This is a genomic window from Massilia pseudoviolaceinigra (assembly GCF_030846505.1).
GTDB classification, from domain to species: domain Bacteria; phylum Pseudomonadota; class Gammaproteobacteria; order Burkholderiales; family Burkholderiaceae_D; genus Telluria_A; species Telluria_A violaceinigra.
Genome location: NZ_JAVCWL010000043.1, coordinates 24,532 through 41,201, shown reverse-complemented (window position 1 = coordinate 41,201; position 16,670 = coordinate 24,532). Strand labels below are relative to the sequence as shown.

Sequence of the window (16,670 nt, the reverse complement as noted above, 5' to 3'; positions counted from 1 at the left end):
CGCGAATGCGAAACCACCGCTTGTGCGGACGGGCTGCGACTGTGCTGGGGGAAGGTACGACGGAGACTGGACAACAAGGAGATCGAAAGAGGCGAGCCTGATCTGCGGCACTTATGGTTAACGGCCGTGGCTGCTTCGTTCCCGACCTGACCAGGTTAGCCATGCCACAATGCGCAGGGGCCCGCCAGCGACAATTATAACCGACCGGGAGAATTTGTGGGAAACAGCTTGCGGGCTCATCCCGGCAGCTCGAGCACCTGCATGTTCTGCTGCAGCGAGGCGCTCATGGGCGGGAGCGCGTCGGCGGGCGTAAGGACAATGTCAAAACCGAAGTCGACCACCACATTATTTTCCACCTTGCGAAACCCGTTGACCGCGGCCGCGTAGCATCCCGGCGCAATATCGATCTGCTGCCAGCCCTCCTCCGGATACCACTCAAGGAACACGGCCAGGTCCGCAATGATGAGCCGGCCCGTCACCCGCAGCGGGAACGACGCGTTTCTCACAATGATCAGCTCGTCAGGAACGACGGACGGTTCCCCGGCCATGCGTACCGATACCCGGTAGGAACTGTCGTTGACGCCAATAATGGGAATCACGATTCCCTGCTCCACCACCTTGTCGCCATCGTCGGTGCTCGTGAAGCGCCGGTACAGATTGTCGCCCTCGGCGATGTTGCCGAAGTACGCCTGCAAGCCCTTGTCGTCGAACACCACGATGCCGCCAAAGTCGACGACCACCTCGAATTGTTGCATGTTCATAGCTCCACTATCAGATTGTTATCAGCAGCCGCCGGACGCCGACGGCGGCGGCATCGCCTGTTTCCTGCCCCACGTCAGCAGCGCGGAGTAAGCCTGGCGCGGCGTGACATTGTGCGCGATGACTTCGCCTGTTGCCGGTATCTTCAGGTCGCCGCGGATATGCGATACCGCGTCCAGCCCCCTGCCCGCGGCCCGGACCAGGTCCATCGGCTTGCCGCTCCACGATCCTGTCAGGCGCCCGACGAACGGCTTTTGGGCCGCGTGGATGGCTTCATGGCTGCCCGCCACATACGGCTTCGAGAAGAAGAAGGTCGGCGTCTGGGTGTTGCTGCCGAACAGGGTCGCGACCAGGCTGGGACCGGTCGAGCGGGCCAGGCTTTGCGGCACCAGGTGGTGCCCGACATTGACCGGATCGACCCACGGCATCAACCCCCACGGGTCCATCCAGCCGGACGGATTGGGCGCGTACGCATACAGATTGTCGCCGCCGGCCAGCCCGATCGGGTCCGGGCTGATGAAGCGCCCGATGTCGGGATCGTAAAAGCGGAAGGTGTTGTAATGCAGCCCGGTGCTTTCGTCGGCATACTGGCCCGGAAAGCGCAAGGGCTGGTCGATGGCGCCGGCAAGCGCCACATCGTCGTCGGTGCCGACCTTGCCCCAGGCCTGATAGGTGCCGGCCCAGGCCAGCTCGCCCGCTTCGTCGGTCATTTCGAGCGGTGCGCCAATCAGGTCGGTATGAAAGTGATACACGCGCGCCGTGCTTTTCGCGGTGGCGATGGCGGCGGCCGTCGCGGCGGCGGCAATCACCGCATCGACCCGCGCCAGCGGGGTGTAGGCGGCGTCGGGACTGAACACGTAGCTGCTGACGGCATTGCCGCGCCGCTCCTGCACCATGCGCAGCCCCTGCCACACATAACGCCTGACGACGCTGTGCGCCAGCCCGCCCGCTTGCGTGCGCGTGTCGGTCGTGGCGATGCGCCGGCCCAGCGGATCGTAGGCGAAGCGCGTTTCCGTCACACCCCGCAGGTTTTCCGTCACCATGCTCACCAGGCGGTCTTCGGCATCGAAACTGAAGCGCTGGATCTGGTGCGCCCCCTTGCGCTTGGTGACCATATTGCCCCAGGCGTCGTACTCGAAGCGCATGTCTTGCCAGACCATGAGCCGGTTGCCGTCGACCTGGCCGCGACTCTTTTCGCCCGCGTCCTGCAGCAGATTGCCGGCCGCATCCCACACGAAGCGTTCCTGCTGCTGGTCGGCGCGGCGCATCTGGCGCCGCAGCTGCCCGGCCGCATCGTACTGAAAATCGATCGCGCCGCGCACGCTGTCGCGCTGCTCGGCCAGGTCGCCCGAAGGATGGTAGCGATAGCTGCGCCACAGGCGAGCCTGCCCCGCCGCCAGTTCCGGCGCGCTGCCCGCCGTCTGCGATGTGCGCCTGCCCAGGATGTCGTAGGCGATGCGCTGGGTCAGGCCGCCCTGGGTGCGTTCGATTTCGCGATGCAGGTCGTCGCGCTCGAAGTCGCAAATCACGCCGTCGGCGCAGCGGATCTGGTGCACGTGGCCGGAACCGTAGGTGAGCATGTCGATGCGCTGGCCATGCGGCAGCGCCAGCGATACCAGGTTGTCGAGCATGTCGAGCGAATAGCCGACCGTGCCGTCGGCGCCGTGTTCGGCCACCATGCGGCCCGCGCGGTCGTACTCGAAGCGGACCGCGCCCGCCGCCACGCCCAGCGCGGCGCCGGCGGCATTCGGCTCGCAGGCTGCTTCGAGCAGGCGGTCGCCGTCGTCCCAGGTGTAGCGGGTGACGGCCGTTGCCGTGGTCTGCGCCAGCACGCGTCCGGCCTTGTCGCGTTCATACAGCACCGTGCGGCGCGCGGCGTCGCCTTTCACGGCGCCGATTTTTTCAACCTCGATCAGCTCGCCCGCCGGATCGTAGCGCATGCGCCGCTCGGCGCCATCGGGGCGCATCTCGCGCGCCAGGCGGTCGCCGGCATCGTATTCGAAGCGGTAGCGCGTGCCGGTGTCGCGGGCCAGTTCCACCACGCGCCCACGCACATCGTAGCGGTAGCGCAGATGCTGCTGCGCGGGATCGATGGCGTCGAGCACCTGGCCGCGCGCGTTGCGTACCCAGCGGCGCGCTTGCTGCTCGCCGCTGCGCTGTTCGATGAGCAGACCCGCCGCGTCGTACGCGAATTCTTCGGTGCTGCCGTCGGCCAGCACCACCTGCGTCGGTTCGCCCGTGCGCAGGTAGTGATAGTACGTGGCCTGGCCAAGGGCGTCGGTCAGGCAGGCCAGCTGGCCATCGGCGTTGTACTGGTAGCGCGTGAGCTTGCCCGAGCAGTCGGTGCGCGACGTCATCTGGCCGCGCCGGTTCCATTCCATCTGCTGGCGCCCGCCGCTGGCATCGATGTGCGCAACCGGGAAGGGACTCAGGCCGCTCGGGTATTCGTTACGCTCCTCGCGGCCCAGCGGATCGGTCGTCGCCAGCAAGCGCCCCAGATAGTCGTACTCGGCGCGCCAGCGCGAGCCGTCTGGCACAATCAGCTCGCTGATGCGCAGGCTGTTGGCGTGGTAGGCCGTGCGGGTGACGCGGCCCAGGGTATCGGTTTCGGCGATGACGCGCGTGGCGTGGTCGTATTCGAACGCCACTTCGCGCTCGCCCGGCAGCGACACCCGCTGCGGCATGCCGGCATCGTTGTACGTGATGCGATAGCTGGCGCCGTCGAAATCGGTGCACGCCACGATCTGGAAATGCGCGTCGTATTGCCAGTGCGCGGTGCGCCCCTGTTCGTCCTGGGCCCAGGTCTGGCGCGCCTCGCGGTCGTAGCGAAAGCGTGTGTGATCGCCCTCGCTGGTGCCGCACGCGACCACGCGCGCGGCGCCGTCGATCTCGGCCCACTCGTAGGTGCTGGTCAGGCCGAGCGCGTTGGTGTGGCTGGCCATGCGGCCGTCAAGGTAGCTGAACTGGCGCGCCACGGCGCCGTTGGCGTCGGTGACGGACACCAGCTGGCCGAACCCGTCGTAGCCATACGCGACCAGGGTGCCCGGGGTGCCGCCATCGATGCAATCGATCGCGGTCAGCCGCGATGGCGATTCGGCGTAGCGCAGCTGCAGCTGCTGGCCGCCGCTGGTGCGGATCATGCTCACGCGGTTGGCGTCGTCGCGGGTGTAGCTGTGCCACTAGCCGGTGCGGTCTTCCTTGCGCCGCACCCAGGCGATATCGCCGCCGGCATCGAGCAGGCCGAAGTCGTGATACACCTCGTTCAGGTCATACAGGATGAACTGCCCGGTGGCGGTGCAGGCCAGGTAGCACTGCTCCGCTTCGCTGTAGGCGCAGTGGCCGGGCTGCACCAGCGGGAAACCGGTTTCGCGGCCCTGGGCATCGGTCAACCAGATCATGCCGTCGCGCTGCTGCAGGCGCAAATCCCATGGCAGCACCCAGCCCTTGCCCAGGCTGCCCTCAAAAGCGAGGTCGCTGCCGTAAAAACGTGCACAGACCAGCGGGATGGGACTCTGGAGCACGGCGTCGATTTCGTGCTGGGCCAGCAGCACCTTGCGCCCGGTCGCCACCTCGACCGGGTTGCCCAGCAGGCCACCCATCACGCGCGAGATGACGGGGGCGGCCACGTAGCGGCCGACCGCTTCGCCGGCCACGTAGCCGGCGATGAATTTCGCCGCGCACGGCAGCACCGCGCGCGACAAGCCCCCGGCGGCCTTGACCAGGCCGGCCAGCCCGCCCGCCAACCCGGCCAGCGCGAACGCCCAGTCGACCGTGGTGCGCAGCCAGGGCGGCACTTCGTCGGCGACCGGCAGGTATTCCTTGGTGCCGCCGCCGATGAACACGTTCGACGAACCGCCGTCGATCTTGGCGCCGCAGACCGTGGAGTCGTCCTTGCGCGCCGCGCCGAAGCCGTTGATGAAGACATTGGTCGACCCCTCCGCCACCAGCGGCACCGGGCTGTGCTTGTCGCACAGGACCGTGCTCGCCTTGGCGAAGGCGGCCGCCAGGCCGTTGGTAAAGACAGTGGGCGAGCCGCTGGTGATGGCCCCGGCGGGCGACATGATCGACTTCCCGATCGCCTCGCCTATGCCGAGTATCAGCGAGCCGCCCACGCCGGCCGCCAGGCCAGCGAGCAGCGCGACGCCAAAACCGCAGGTGAAGGTGGCAAACGCGACGGCGGCGATCAGGGCGATGCCGATCAGGGCGCCGACCAGAAATCCGGCCAGCGCGCTGCTGTGGGCGATGGGGTCGGTGAGACGGGCGGCTTCAAACATGGCGGGCTCGTACCTGGTTGGTGAAGGCCAGTGCCGCGGCACGCCTTTTCCGGTTGGTCATCGGACGCCAGCGTGCGCCCGGGCTTGTTATCGGTGCCAGCGTGGCGCTGGACGAAACCACAAGGATACAACTATAGCAACAATTGATCAGTGCAAGAATACACCGAAACGGGCGAGCTTGTCACCACACCGCACAAGCGCAAGTGCGGATGGCGGCGGCTCCGAGGCGGGGGCTTGCCGCCAAGCCCCCGTTTGACACTTCAAATACCCAGCTCCTGCCAGATCGAATCGACCCGCGCCTTCACTTCCGGCGTCATGCTGATGGTCGTGCCCCACTCGCGGTTGGTCTCGCCCGGCCATTTATTGGTCGCGTCGATGCCCATTTTGCTGCCCAGCCCACTGACGGGTGAGGCAAAGTCGAGGTAATCGATCGGCGTATTATCGACCAGCAGCGTGTCGCGCATCGGGTCGACCCGCGTCGTGATCGCCCAGATCACCTCTTTCCAGTCGCGGATGTTCACGTCCTCGTCCACCACCACGATGAACTTGGTATACATGAACTGGCGCAGGAAGCTCCACACGCCGAACATCACGCGCTTGGCGTGGCCGGCGTACTGCTTCTTCATCTGCACCACGGCCATGCGGTAGCTGCAGCCTTCGGGCGGCAGATAAAAGTCGGTGATTTCGCTGAACTGCTTTTGCAGCAGCGGAATGAACACTTCATTGAGCGCCACCCCGAGCACGGCCGGCTCGTCGGGCGGCTTGCCTGTATACGTAGAGTGATAAACCGGGTCGCGCCGCATGGTAATGCGGTCGATGGTAAACACCGGAAAACTGTCCTGCTCATTATAGTAACCAGTATGGTCGCCAAACGGCCCTTCCAGCGCGTGCTCGTAGCCGGTCGGGTGATTCGGATCGGCGTAAATATGCCCTTCCAGCACGATCTCGGCCGAGGCCGGCACGCGCAGCTCGCTGCCGATGGCCTTGGTCAGCACCGTGCGGCTGCCGCGCAGCAGGCCGGCGAACTGGTATTCGGACAGGCTGTCCGGCACCGGCGTAACCGCGCCGAGGATGGTGGCCGGATCGGCGCCCAGCGCCACCGCCACCGGATACGGCTGGCCCTTGGTGGCGATGCCATGTTCGCGGAAGTCGAGCGCACCGCCCCGGTGCGCCAGCCAGCGCATGATGACCTTGTTCGGCCCGATCACCTGCTGGCGGTAGATGCCCAGGTTCTGGCGCTTCTTGTTAGGGCCTTTGGTGATGACCAGGCCCCAGGTGATCAGGGGCGCGATGTCGCCCGGCCAGCAATGCTGGATCGGCAGGCGCGCCAGGTCGACGTCGGCGCCTTCCCAGACGATATCGTGGCAGGCCGCGCCGCGCACTTCCTTGGGCGACATGTCCCACACGGCCTTGACCAGCGAACCGAGCCCCATCAGGTCCTTGAAGCCCTTGGGTGGTTCCGGCTCCTTGAGGCGGGCCAATACATGGCCAATCTTGCGCAGCTCGCCGACGTCGTCGGCGCCCATGCCGAGCGCCACCCGGCGCGGCGTACCGAACAGGTTACCGAGGACCGGAATCGTATGGCCGGTCGGATTTTCAAACAAAATGGCCGGTCCGGCGGCCCGCAAAGCGCGGTCGCACACCTCCGTCATCTCCAAATAAGGTGAAACTGGCAAGGAAATGCGCTTTAATTCGCCCATTTCTTGCATTTTCGACATGAAATCGCGCAAGTCTACGTAATTCATCGGTTTTAAATTCTTTTTTTCATGTGAGCATGGTTGTTCAATTAGCCATGCCAAGTGGTTGATTTCATAGGACTTTGCTGCAACGCAGCACAAAAAGCTAGATCTAAAAGTAATATAGAACGTTTGTGTTAGTATTGACTTAGTATATACCCGCTTCTACAATTCGCCCTACTTGATGAGCAGGCACTGTCTACGGACTCGATTCTAGCCTGTCTCATAACTTCACGGGGTCGGGGCCCCAATGACATTTTAAGGAGTGTTTTCAATAGGCGTCTGCCTTCTCCCCCGAAAAAGTTGTTTAGCTACTGGTCCAATACCACAGGGAACGACCAGCTGAAGCGAGCAATGACGGCGTTAATCGCGCGCCCACGCGGCGGCGATGGACGATATTTCTGATGCACGGCACAAGTCTGCCCGCTGCGCTAACGCGCGGTGCTGGGATGGCTTTTTCCGCGACAAAGGGGAATTCGATGATACATCGTTTCAACGGGGCGACAGCAAAGCTCGCCCAAACCATGGCCAGCCAGCCATTCACGTGGTCTTCCGTGAGCAAAACGGCGCGTGGTCTCCTGACTACAATGCAACACACACTGACGTTTTTCGGCGTTTCCGCACTGGCCATGATGGCTTTGCTCTACATGCGTCCTGAACTGGCGCACGAAGCGTCGCAACTGCTGGCAGCGCCGCACAAGCCGGCGCCCGTCGTCGTGGTCGCGCGCGCGCCTGTGCAGGCGCCCGCCCTGTCGGCCCTGATGACGGCGCCCGCGCCGGCACCCGCACCGGCACCAGCCGTGCTGGCGCCGAACGAGCAGCCGATTCTGGCGCTCGACGACAAGGCGACCCACGCCAACCGCAAGCAGCAGGAGTTCGTGACCACCTGGCTGTCCAAGCGCTACCGCGTGGCGGGCGATGCCGCCAACATGCTCGTTTCGACCGCCTATTCGACGGCGCGCGAAATCAAGCTCGATCCGCTGCTGATCCTGGCGGTGATGGCCATCGAATCGGGTCTGAACCCGTTTGCCGAGAGCCCGGTCGGCGCGCAAGGCCTGATGCAGGTGATGTCGAAGATTCACCATGAGAAGTTTCAGGATATGGGCGGGACCAAGGCCGCGCTCAATCCCGTGGCGAATATCCGCGTCGGCTCGCTGATCCTCAAGGAATACGTGAAACGCGGCGGTTCGGTGGAAGCCGGCCTGAAGACTTACGTGGGCGCCGCCGCCTTCGAAACCGACCAGGGTTATGGTTCGCGCGTGATGAACGAATATCAGAAGCTCAAGCTGGTGGCGAGCGGAAAGAAAGTGCCGACGTTTACGGCACCGGCCGCACCGAAACCGGTCCTGGCGGAGAAAGCCTCGCAGGAGCAGATCGCCGGATTGTAATTTGCTGCTATATATATATAGATGTAAAAAAGCCCGACGCATGCATCGGGCTTTTTTTATGGGCGTTTCGGTTCGGGAAGTAGAGGCCGGCCCCCTGCGCAATGTGCCATCGATTCCCGCCAGTGGCAAAAACGATGGCTTTCGCGGTGCCGGCTGAACGAGCGGACCCCGGCTCCCGGCTCCCGCCAGTGCCGCCCCAACCCTGGAGGCCGGTTGCGCCAATGGCGGGACCGGCGCCTTAGCGCCGGGTATCGCCCGCGACTTCGTCAGCGCGCAGCTTCGGCGCCAGCTTGTCGAGCACACCGTTGACGTACTTGTGCCCATCGATACCGCCGAACGACTTGGTCAGCTCGACCGCCTCGTTGATGACAACGCGATAAGGAATATCCAGGTTGTTCTTCAGCTCGAACGCGCCGATCAGCAGCACCGCGTGCTCGATCGGCGACAGCTCGGCCACGCCGCGGTCGATCAGGGGCGCAAACGCTTCGCGCAGGGCAACCGAATCCTTGATCGCGCCGTACAGCAAGACCGCAAAGTGGTCGGCGTCGGCCTTTTCGAAGCCGTGCGCTGCCCGGATGTTGGTCACGACCGTGGTGGCATCTTCATTGTTCAGCAGCCACTGATACAGCCCCTGCAAGGCGAACTCGCGCGCCCGGTGACGCGGCGTGCGGTTCTTGCTGGGGTTGGCGTGCAAGGTTTTCTCTGTCATGGTGTTCTTACCTTCTTTATTACCGTTTGTTCTTAACTACGTATTCTGGACAATGTATTGCTGACGACCCGGACTCAGTCTTCGTCGGCTTGCAGCTCTTCGAGCGCGATCAGCAGATTGGCCATCTCGACGGCGCAGCGCGCCGCTTCGGCACCCTTTTCCGCCATGCGCGCTTCAGCCTGCTCGTCGTTCTCGGTGGTCAGGACGGCGTTCGCGATCGCGATGCCGTAGTCGAGACCGATGCGGGTAATGCCGGCGCCCGATTCGTTCGAGACCAGCTCGAAGTGATACGTTTCGCCGCGAATGACCGCGCCGAGCGCGACCAGGGCATCGAACTGCTGGGTCTCTGCCATCTTTTGCAGCGCCAGCGGAATTTCCAGCGCGCCGGGCACGGTGACGTGCAGCACGTCTTCATCGCTCACGCCCAGGTGCTTCAGTTCAGCCAGGCAAGCCGACAGCAGGCCATGACCCACATCGGCGTTAAAACGCGCCTGGACGATGCCAACGCGCAGGCCTGCACCGGTCAGATTGCTTTCATAAGTTCCTACGGTCATGGCAGACCCCTTTTTATATGTGTGATTGAATGAGAAGTGTACCGCGTCAGGCGGCCGGCTTGGCGGATGGCTCGCCGTTCGGTCGGGCCCGATAACCGGTCACTTCCAGGTCGAAACCGGTCATGGACGGCATTTTGCGCGGGCTGGCCAGCAATTCCATCTTGCCAACGCCCAAGTCCTTGAGGATCTGGGCGCCGATGCCGTAGGTGCGCAAGTCCATGCTGGCGGCGCGTCCGGTCGGCCTGGTGTCGGCGTCGAGCGCCGCGAACTGGGCAAACAGCTGGTCGGCCGTCTCGCCGCAGTTGAGCAGCACCATGACGCCGCGGTCGGCTTGCTTGATCGCCTGCATCGACGACGCCATGGTCCACGAGTGGGTGGTCGCTTCGCTATCGAGCAGATCGAGGATGGAAACCGGCTGGTGCACGCGCACCAGGGCGTCGAGGTTGGGCGCCAGGTCGCCATGGACCATGGCCAGGTGGGCCGAGCCGCTCGGCTTGTCGCGGAAGGCGATCAGGCGGAACTCGCCGTAGGCGGTCTGCATGTTGCGCTCGGCAATGCGTTCCACCAGGCACTCGTTCTGGCCGCGGTAGTGGATCAGGTCGGCAATGGTGCCGATCTTCAGATTGTGTTCCTTGGCAAACTCCAGCAAGTCCGGAAGGCGCGCCATAGTGCCGTCGTCCTTGAGGATTTCGCAGATCACCGAGGCCGGCGTCAGGCCGGCCATCTCGGTCAGGTCGCAGCCGGCTTCGGTGTGGCCGGCGCGCATCAGTACGCCGCCGCGCTGGGCCTTGAGCGGGAAAATGTGGCCGGGCTGGACGATATCGGCCGGGCTGGCGTTCTTGGCCACCGCCACCTGGATGGTCTTGGCGCGGTCGGCCGCCGAAATACCGGTCGTCACGCCCTCGGCCGCTTCGATCGACACCGTGAAGTTGGTGCCGTAAAAGGTTCCGTTGCTCGACGTCATCATCGACAGGTTGAGCTGCTTGCAGCGCTCTTCGGTCAGGGTCAGGCAGACCAGGCCGCGCGCGTGCTTGACCATGAAATTGATGGCCTCGGGCGTCACGAAATCGGCCGCCAGCACCAGATCCCCCTCATTTTCGCGGTCTTCTTCATCGACCAGGATGACCATGCGTCCTGCGCGCAACTCTTCAACGATTTCGGGGGTACTGGAAATAGACATAAAAGATCCTCTGATGCGACAAAGCTGCTGGAGCGTAATCCGCTATTTTAAAGGATTTACCCGACTTCAACCGCCCTAAGCTTGGGAAGATTCCGAGGAGGTACAGCGACTTCACCCATGCTCGCCCTGATTCGTTGCACTGAGACAACAATATGGGGTAAATGATAAGGAAATGTTACGTTTTTCAAATCGTTCCGAAACAAATCCGGAAAGCGTGCGCCGACCTGCATTATTATCACTGCAGGCCTCGCCTTCCGTGCTTTTGCATGCCGGAGAGATGCCCCGGAGCCACCGATGCAAGCACGTCCCCACTCTCACCGCACACCATCCCGGCCCCCGGAGCCTGGCGTATGTCCACGATCCTGATCGTCGACGACCGGCCCTCGAACCGGCGCTACCTGAGCGCCCTGCTCGGCCACACCGGTCATCGCCTGCTCGAAGCCTATGACGGCGCGCACGCGCTGGCGCAGGTGCGCACCGAGCGGCCCGACCTGATCATCACCGATATCCTGATGCCGGCCATGGACGGCTACGAATTCGTGCAGCAGCTGCGCGCCGACCCGGAACTGGCCGCCACCCGCGTGATCTTTTACTCGGCCATCTACGCCGTAAGCGAAACCACCGCGCTGGCGCGCAGCTGCGGCGTGACGCGGGTGCTGGCCAAGCCGGCCGACCCGGAAGACATCCTGGCCGCGGTGCATGGCGAACTGGGACTGTCCGGCAGCGCCAGCATGCACCAGCAGGGACCGGCACCGGACGACGGCGCGCCGGGCCTGAGCGCGGACCTGGGCAGCAGCATCGACGACGCGCTGGTGTCGGCGCGCCAGGCGCTCGGTGCCCTGCTACAGCGCCATGGCGCCACGGATGCCGCCCTCGGCGCCGACCTGGGCACCCTGCTGGGGGAGCGCATGAGCGGCTTGCGCAGCCTGGCCGCGCGCCTGGGCGCCATGGAGGAAATGAGCCTGCGCCTGACCGGCGAGCGCAATGCCGATGCGATGATCGGCGTGTTCCTGCAGGCGGCCGGCGCCATCCTGGACGCCGACCGCGTGGCCGTGTGCCTGCTCGACAGCGGCGAACAGCGCGTGCGCCACCTGGCCGCGCGCGGGGTCGACAGCGCGCTGCTGGCCGGGCATGCGCTCGATACGCGCCAGCTGCCCGGCGCCCTGCTCCAGCAGCCCCTGGCGCTGCGTCTGCAGGACGGCGCGGCGCTGCCCGAGGGCCATCCGGCGGTGGGCGGTTTCCTGGGCCTGGCGATCCGCGACCGCAACCACCTGTACGGCTGGATGTACTGCGCCCGCGCGCCCGGCGCGACGCCGTTCAGCCATGAAGATGAACGCATCGGCGTGACGCTCGGCGCCCAGCTGGCGGTAGCCTACGAAAACCTCGGACTGTACGAAGTGGTGCAGCGCCACGCCGCCCAGTTGCAGCTGGAAGCGGCCGCGCGCCTGCATGCCGACCGCGCCCTGCGCGACAGCGAGCAGCGCCTGCGCCTGTCGGCCCGCATCCTCGAGAGCACGCAGGAAAGCATCATGATGACCGATGCGCAGGGCTCCATCATCGCCGTCAACCCGGCCTTCGAGCACATTACCGGCTACAGTGAAGCGGAGGTGGTGGGCCGCAATCCGCGCCTGTTGCAGTCGGGCCGCCACGACAGCGCGTTTTACCGCGCCATCTGGGCCAGCCTGAGTTCCAGCGGCCAGTGGCGCGGCGAAATCACCAACCGGCGCAAGAACGGCCAGGTGTACCCGGAGCGGATCAGCATCAACGCCGTGCGCGGGGCAAACGGCGCGGTCGACGCGTATGTATCGGTATCGAGCGACATCAGCGCGCTCAAGGCGGCTCATCACCAGGTCGACTTCCTGAGCAACCACGATCCATTGACCCTGCTGCCGAACCGCTCGGTGCTGGTCGACCGCATGCAGCAGGCGATCGCCTCGGCGCGCCACGGCGACCGCCAGATCGCCCTGCTGCTATTCAATATCGACCGCCTGCAGCGCATCAACGACAGCCTGGGACACGAAGCCGGCGACGCCCTGCTTCAGGAAGTGGCGCGCCGCGCCGGCATGCTGGCCGGTCCCGCCGACTCGCTGGCGCACCTGGGCAGCGACGAATTCGTGCTGCTGCTGACCGAATGCCTGGACTCGGACGCCATCATCGTCGCGGTGCGGCGCCTGATCGAGGAGATCGCGCAACCGTTCCACGCCGACGGCCATGAACTGATCGTCACCACCAGCGTGGGCATCAGCATCTACCCGCGCGACGGCGCCAACCCGAGCGAACTGCTGAAAGCGGCCGACGTGGCGCTGTCGCACATGAAGGATGCGGGCCGTAACGGCTTTCGCTTCTTCAAGGGCGAGATGAACGCGCACGCGCTGCGCTGGATGGCGCTGGAAACGCACCTGCGCCGCGCCATCGAGCGCAACGAACTGTCGCTGCACTACCAGCCGCAGGTGGCGCTGGGCAGTGGCCGCATGTGCAGCATGGAAGCGCTGCTGCGCTGGAGCAGCCCGGAACTGGGCCAGGTCGGGCCGGGCGACTTCATCGCGCTGGCCGAAGACACGGGCCTGATCCTGCCGATCGGGAACTGGGTGATCCGCCAGGCCTGCATGCAAAACAGGGCCTGGCAGGACGCCGGCCTGCCTCCGCTGCGGGTGGCGGTGAACGTCTCGGCGCACCAGTTCACGGCCGGCACGGTGCCGGCCGTGGTGCGCGAGGCGCTGCGCGAAAGCGGCCTGGCGGCGCGCTACCTGGAGATCGAACTGACCGAAAGCGTCATGATGCGCGACAGCGAAGCGGCCGAAAAGCAGCTGGCCGAACTGACCGACATGGGCGTATCGATTTCGCTCGACGACTTCGGCACCGGCTACTCTTCGCTCGGCTACCTGTCGCGCTTCATGCTCGACAAGCTGAAAATCGACCAGAGTTTTGTCCGCAACATCATCAGCGATCCGCGCAGCGCCGCCATCGCCCAGGCCACCATCGCGCTGGCGCACGGCCTGTCGCTGACCGTGGTGGCCGAAGGCGTGGAGACACCCGAGCAGCTGGCGTTTTTGCAGCGCATCGGCTGCGACGAGGTACAGGGCTACCTGTTCAGCCGTCCGCTGGCGGCCGATGCGATGGCGCTGCTGATGGCGTCGGATGCGCGCCTGGCGCTGCCGCCGCCGCAACCGGCGTCGCTACCCGTGTCGGCAAAGGAGTAGAATCCGCGCTCCACCAACACAATTGCAGAGACGCCGATGACCAAGTATTTCGTTCGATCCGCCTGTGCGGCCACCCTCCTGCTGGCGTGCGTTATCGGCGCCCAGGCCGCCATCAAGCTGGACGACGCGATACCGGTAGGGCCGCAGGTCAAGGTGGGCAAGCTGGCCAACGGGCTGACCTACTACATCCAGAAAAACGCCAGGCCCGAGAAAAAACTCGAACTGCGCCTGGTCGTCAAGGCCGGCTCGATCCTGGAAGACGAGGACCAGCAAGGGCTGGCCCACTTCACCGAGCACATGGCCTTCAACGGCTCGACCAACTTCAAGAAGCACGAACTGATCTCGTACCTGCAATCGATCGGCGTCAAGTTCGGCGCCGACCTCAATGCCTACACCAGCTTCGACGAGACGGTGTACATCCTGCCCATCCCGACCGACAACCGCGACAACATCGACAAGGGCTTCCTGGTGCTGCAGGACTGGGCGGGCGGGCTGACCATGAACGCGGCCGACATCGACAAGGAACGCGGCATCATCCTGGAAGAACTGCGGCTGGGCAAAGGCGCCAACGACCGCATGCAAAAGGTGCTCATTCCGAAGCTGTACAACGGCTCGCAGTACGCCAGGCGCCTGCCGATCGGGCAGGAACACGTCATCAAGGGCTTCAAGCACGAGGCCATCCGGCGCTTCTACAAGGACTGGTACCGGCCCGACCTGATGGCGGTGGTGGTGGTGGGCGACATCGACCCGCTTGATGCCGAGCGGCGCATCAGACAGCATTTCGGACAGCTGAAGAACCCGGCCAGCCCGCGCGCGCGCACCTACGCCGCCATTCCCACGCGCGCCCACACCGAGGCGCTGGTCGTGACCGACAAGGAAGCGACCTCCAATGCGCTGCTGATCCGCTACCCGGTGAAGGAAGCGATCGACAAGGGCACCTTCGGCGCCTACCGCGAAAAGCTGGTCGAGGCACTGTTTACCGGCATGCTGGGCCAGCGCATGCAGGAACTGGCGCAGCAGGCCGACCCGCCGTTCATCGCCGGCAGCAGCTCGGTGGGCAAACTCACGCCGCGCTACACGTCCTTCAATGCCTTCGCCGCGCTCGGCAAGGGCGGCGCCACGCCGGCCATCGAGGCGCTGGTGCAGGAAAACGCGCGCACGCGCCAGTTCGGCTTCAGCGCCCAGGAATTCGAGCGCGCCCGCAAGAACATGATGCGCCAGTACGAACTGGCCTACAACGAACGTGACAAGACCGACTCGGGCAGCTACGTCGGCGAATACGTGCGCAACTTCCTGGAACAGGAAAGCATCCCCGGCATCGAAAACGAATACGCCTACGTGCGCGAGCTGCTGCCGGCGATCACCCTCGACGAGATGAACGGCTACGCGCGCGCCACCATTCCGGCCGCATCGGCCAAGCTGGTGGTGTACACGGGCAGCACCAAGAGCGATATTCCGGTGCCGACCAGCGCCCAGCTGCTGGCGGCGGTGGCCGCGGCCGAAAAAGTGACGGTGCGCGCGCTCGAGCAAAAGACGCTGGCCACGGAGCTGATGGACAAGCCGCCGGCGGGCGGCAGCATCGTCGCGCAGAGCGAAGACAAGGCGCTGGGGCTGACCAGGCTGACCCTGTCGAACGGCGTGAAAGTGATCCTCAAGCCGACCGACTTTCGCAACGACCAGGTGCTCATGAGCGCGGCGCGCTTCGGCGGCCAGACCCTGTTCGGGGAGGCCGACATCATCAACGCGCGCTACGCGAATGCGGTGGTGGGGACGATGGGGCTGAAGGACCACTCGCCGCTCGACCTGCAAAAGATCTTGGCCGGCAAGGCCGCCACGGTCAGCGTCACGCTGGGGAACCATGTGGACGGCATCACCGGCAGCACCGCCAACGACGACATGGAAACCATGCTGCAGCTGCTGTACCTGCGCATGACGGGCGTGCGGCGCGACGAAGGCCTGTACAAGTCCTTCGTCGGCAAGCAGGTCGAAGCTGCGCGCAACGCGATGGCGCAGCCGGAATCGGTGTTTCGCGACACGCTGGTGAGCACCCTGTATCAAAACCATCCGCGTGTGGCCCGCACGGCGCGCCCGAGCGACTTCGACAAGCTCGATCTGGAGCGCGCGCTGGCGGTCTACCGCGCGCGCTTCTTCAGCGCCAAAGACATGACCTTCATTTTCGCGGGCAGTTTTGACATGGCCAAGGTCAAGCCGCTGCTGGCCACTTACCTGGGCGCGCTGCCGGTGGGCGAGATCGAGATCGGCTACAAGGATGCCGGCGTGCGTCCGGTGCGCGGGGTGGTGAAGAAGGACGTGCGCAGCGGGTCCGAGGCCAAGAGCAGCGTGTCGCTCAACTTCAGCGGCGAGGCGCCGTATTCGGACGAAGAAGCGATGCGCTTCCAGGCGATGCTGGAAGTGATCAACATCCGGATCACCGACATCCTGCGCGAAAAGCTGGCCCTGATCTACGGCGGAGGCATGAGCGGCAGCTTGAGCAAATACCCGTACGAGAATTATCTGATCACGGCCTCGCTGCCGACCGGGCCGGCCAATGTGGACAAGGTGATCGCCGCCACGATGGCCGAGATTGCGCGCATCAAGGAGCAAGGACCGGATCTGGCGGACCTGAACAAGGTCAAGCAGAACTGGCTGCAGAACCACCAGAAATCGCTGCGCGAGAACGGTTACTGGGTCAACCGCCTGCAAGCGGCCGAGCTGCAGGGGAACGATCCGCACGAGATCCTGGCGTATCCGAAAAAGGTGGAGGCCATCACGCCGGAACAGCTCAAGCAAGCCGCGCGGCGCTACTTCGACATGAACAACTACGTGCAGCTGGTGCTGTATCCGGAAAAATAAGCCTTGGGTGCCCTGTC

Annotated in this window: 8 protein-coding genes, 1 other RNA gene and 1 pseudogene; 3 read left to right on the top strand and 7 right to left on the bottom strand. The window is 64.7% G+C overall.

The window, feature by feature from the left end; all coding sequences use genetic code 11:
* Nucleotides 1-87 precede the first annotated feature (87 nt).
* From ffs to ubiD, 4 genes and pseudogenes are all read right to left on the bottom strand, one after another.
* An RNA gene (gene ffs / locus RBA40_RS29855) (signal recognition particle sRNA small type) lies at nt 88-186 on the bottom strand.
* Between the two features lie 50 nt (nt 187-236).
* Complete coding sequence (locus RBA40_RS29850) at nt 237-755, bottom strand: hypothetical protein (RefSeq protein ID WP_306652223.1); 519 nt, start codon at nt 753-755, stop codon at nt 237-239.
* A 27-nt stretch (nt 756-782) separates the two neighbouring features.
* Nucleotides 783-5,033, bottom strand: a pseudogene (locus RBA40_RS29845) (RHS repeat-associated core domain-containing protein).
* A gap of 260 nt (nt 5,034-5,293) precedes the next feature.
* Nucleotides 5,294-6,778 (bottom strand): 4-hydroxy-3-polyprenylbenzoate decarboxylase, encoded by a 1,485-nt coding sequence (gene ubiD, locus RBA40_RS29835; RefSeq protein WP_306626846.1) that lies wholly within the window; start codon nt 6,776-6,778, stop codon nt 5,294-5,296.
* A gap of 569 nt (nt 6,779-7,347) precedes the next feature.
* Between ubiD and RBA40_RS29830 the strand changes: the two genes are divergently transcribed.
* Nucleotides 7,348-8,157 carry a transglycosylase SLT domain-containing protein gene (locus tag RBA40_RS29830; RefSeq protein WP_374710563.1) on the top strand — a complete coding sequence of 270 codons (810 nt, stop codon included), beginning with the start codon at nt 7,348-7,350 and terminating at the stop codon, nt 8,155-8,157.
* A gap of 238 nt (nt 8,158-8,395) precedes the next feature.
* Here RBA40_RS29830 and nusB read toward each other — a convergent pair whose 3' ends face one another.
* From nusB to ribBA, 3 genes are all read right to left on the bottom strand, one after another.
* Nucleotides 8,396-8,866, bottom strand: a complete 471-nt coding sequence (gene nusB, locus RBA40_RS29825) for a transcription antitermination factor NusB (protein ID WP_054263535.1) — start codon at nt 8,864-8,866, stop codon at nt 8,396-8,398.
* A 74-nt stretch (nt 8,867-8,940) separates the two neighbouring features.
* Complete coding sequence (ribH, locus tag RBA40_RS29820; RefSeq protein ID WP_306652219.1) at nt 8,941-9,420, bottom strand: 6,7-dimethyl-8-ribityllumazine synthase; 480 nt, start codon at nt 9,418-9,420, stop codon at nt 8,941-8,943.
* Nucleotides 9,421-9,466: 46 nt separating this feature from the next.
* A complete protein-coding gene (ribBA, locus tag RBA40_RS29815) occupies nt 9,467-10,600 on the bottom strand; it encodes a bifunctional 3,4-dihydroxy-2-butanone-4-phosphate synthase/GTP cyclohydrolase II (RefSeq protein WP_306652217.1) in 1,134 nt (377 codons plus the stop codon).
* A 350-nt stretch (nt 10,601-10,950) separates the two neighbouring features.
* On the opposite strand from ribBA, the gene RBA40_RS29810 reads away from it, so the two are divergent.
* Together RBA40_RS29810 and RBA40_RS29805 are read left to right on the top strand one after the other, a co-directional pair.
* Nucleotides 10,951-13,800: an EAL domain-containing protein gene (locus RBA40_RS29810; RefSeq protein ID WP_306652216.1), complete on the top strand. Its 2,850-nt coding sequence runs from the start codon at nt 10,951-10,953 to the stop codon at nt 13,798-13,800.
* A 36-nt stretch (nt 13,801-13,836) separates the two neighbouring features.
* On the top strand, nt 13,837-16,653 hold the full coding sequence (locus tag RBA40_RS29805) for a M16 family metallopeptidase (protein ID WP_306652214.1): 2,817 nt from the start codon (nt 13,837-13,839) through the stop codon (nt 16,651-16,653).
* Nucleotides 16,654-16,670 lie beyond the last annotated feature (17 nt).

Excerpts from the sequence above, each read along its gene's own strand:
- RBA40_RS29850 (WP_306652223.1), bottom strand. The coding sequence starts at position 755 with ATGCAACAATTCGAGGTGGTCGTCGACTTTGGCGGCATCGTGGTGTTC.
- ubiD (WP_306626846.1), bottom strand. The coding sequence starts at position 6,778 with ATGAATTACGTAGACTTGCGCGATTTCATGTCGAAAATGCAAGAAATG.
- nusB (WP_054263535.1), bottom strand. The coding sequence starts at position 8,866 with ATGACAGAGAAAACCTTGCACGCCAACCCCAGCAAGAACCGCACGCCG.
- ribH (WP_306652219.1), bottom strand. The coding sequence starts at position 9,420 with ATGACCGTAGGAACTTATGAAAGCAATCTGACCGGTGCAGGCCTGCGC.
- ribBA (WP_306652217.1), bottom strand. The coding sequence starts at position 10,600 with ATGTCTATTTCCAGTACCCCCGAAATCGTTGAAGAGTTGCGCGCAGGA.
- RBA40_RS29810 (WP_306652216.1), top strand. The coding sequence starts at position 10,951 with ATGTCCACGATCCTGATCGTCGACGACCGGCCCTCGAACCGGCGCTAC.
- RBA40_RS29805 (WP_306652214.1), top strand. The coding sequence starts at position 13,837 with ATGACCAAGTATTTCGTTCGATCCGCCTGTGCGGCCACCCTCCTGCTG.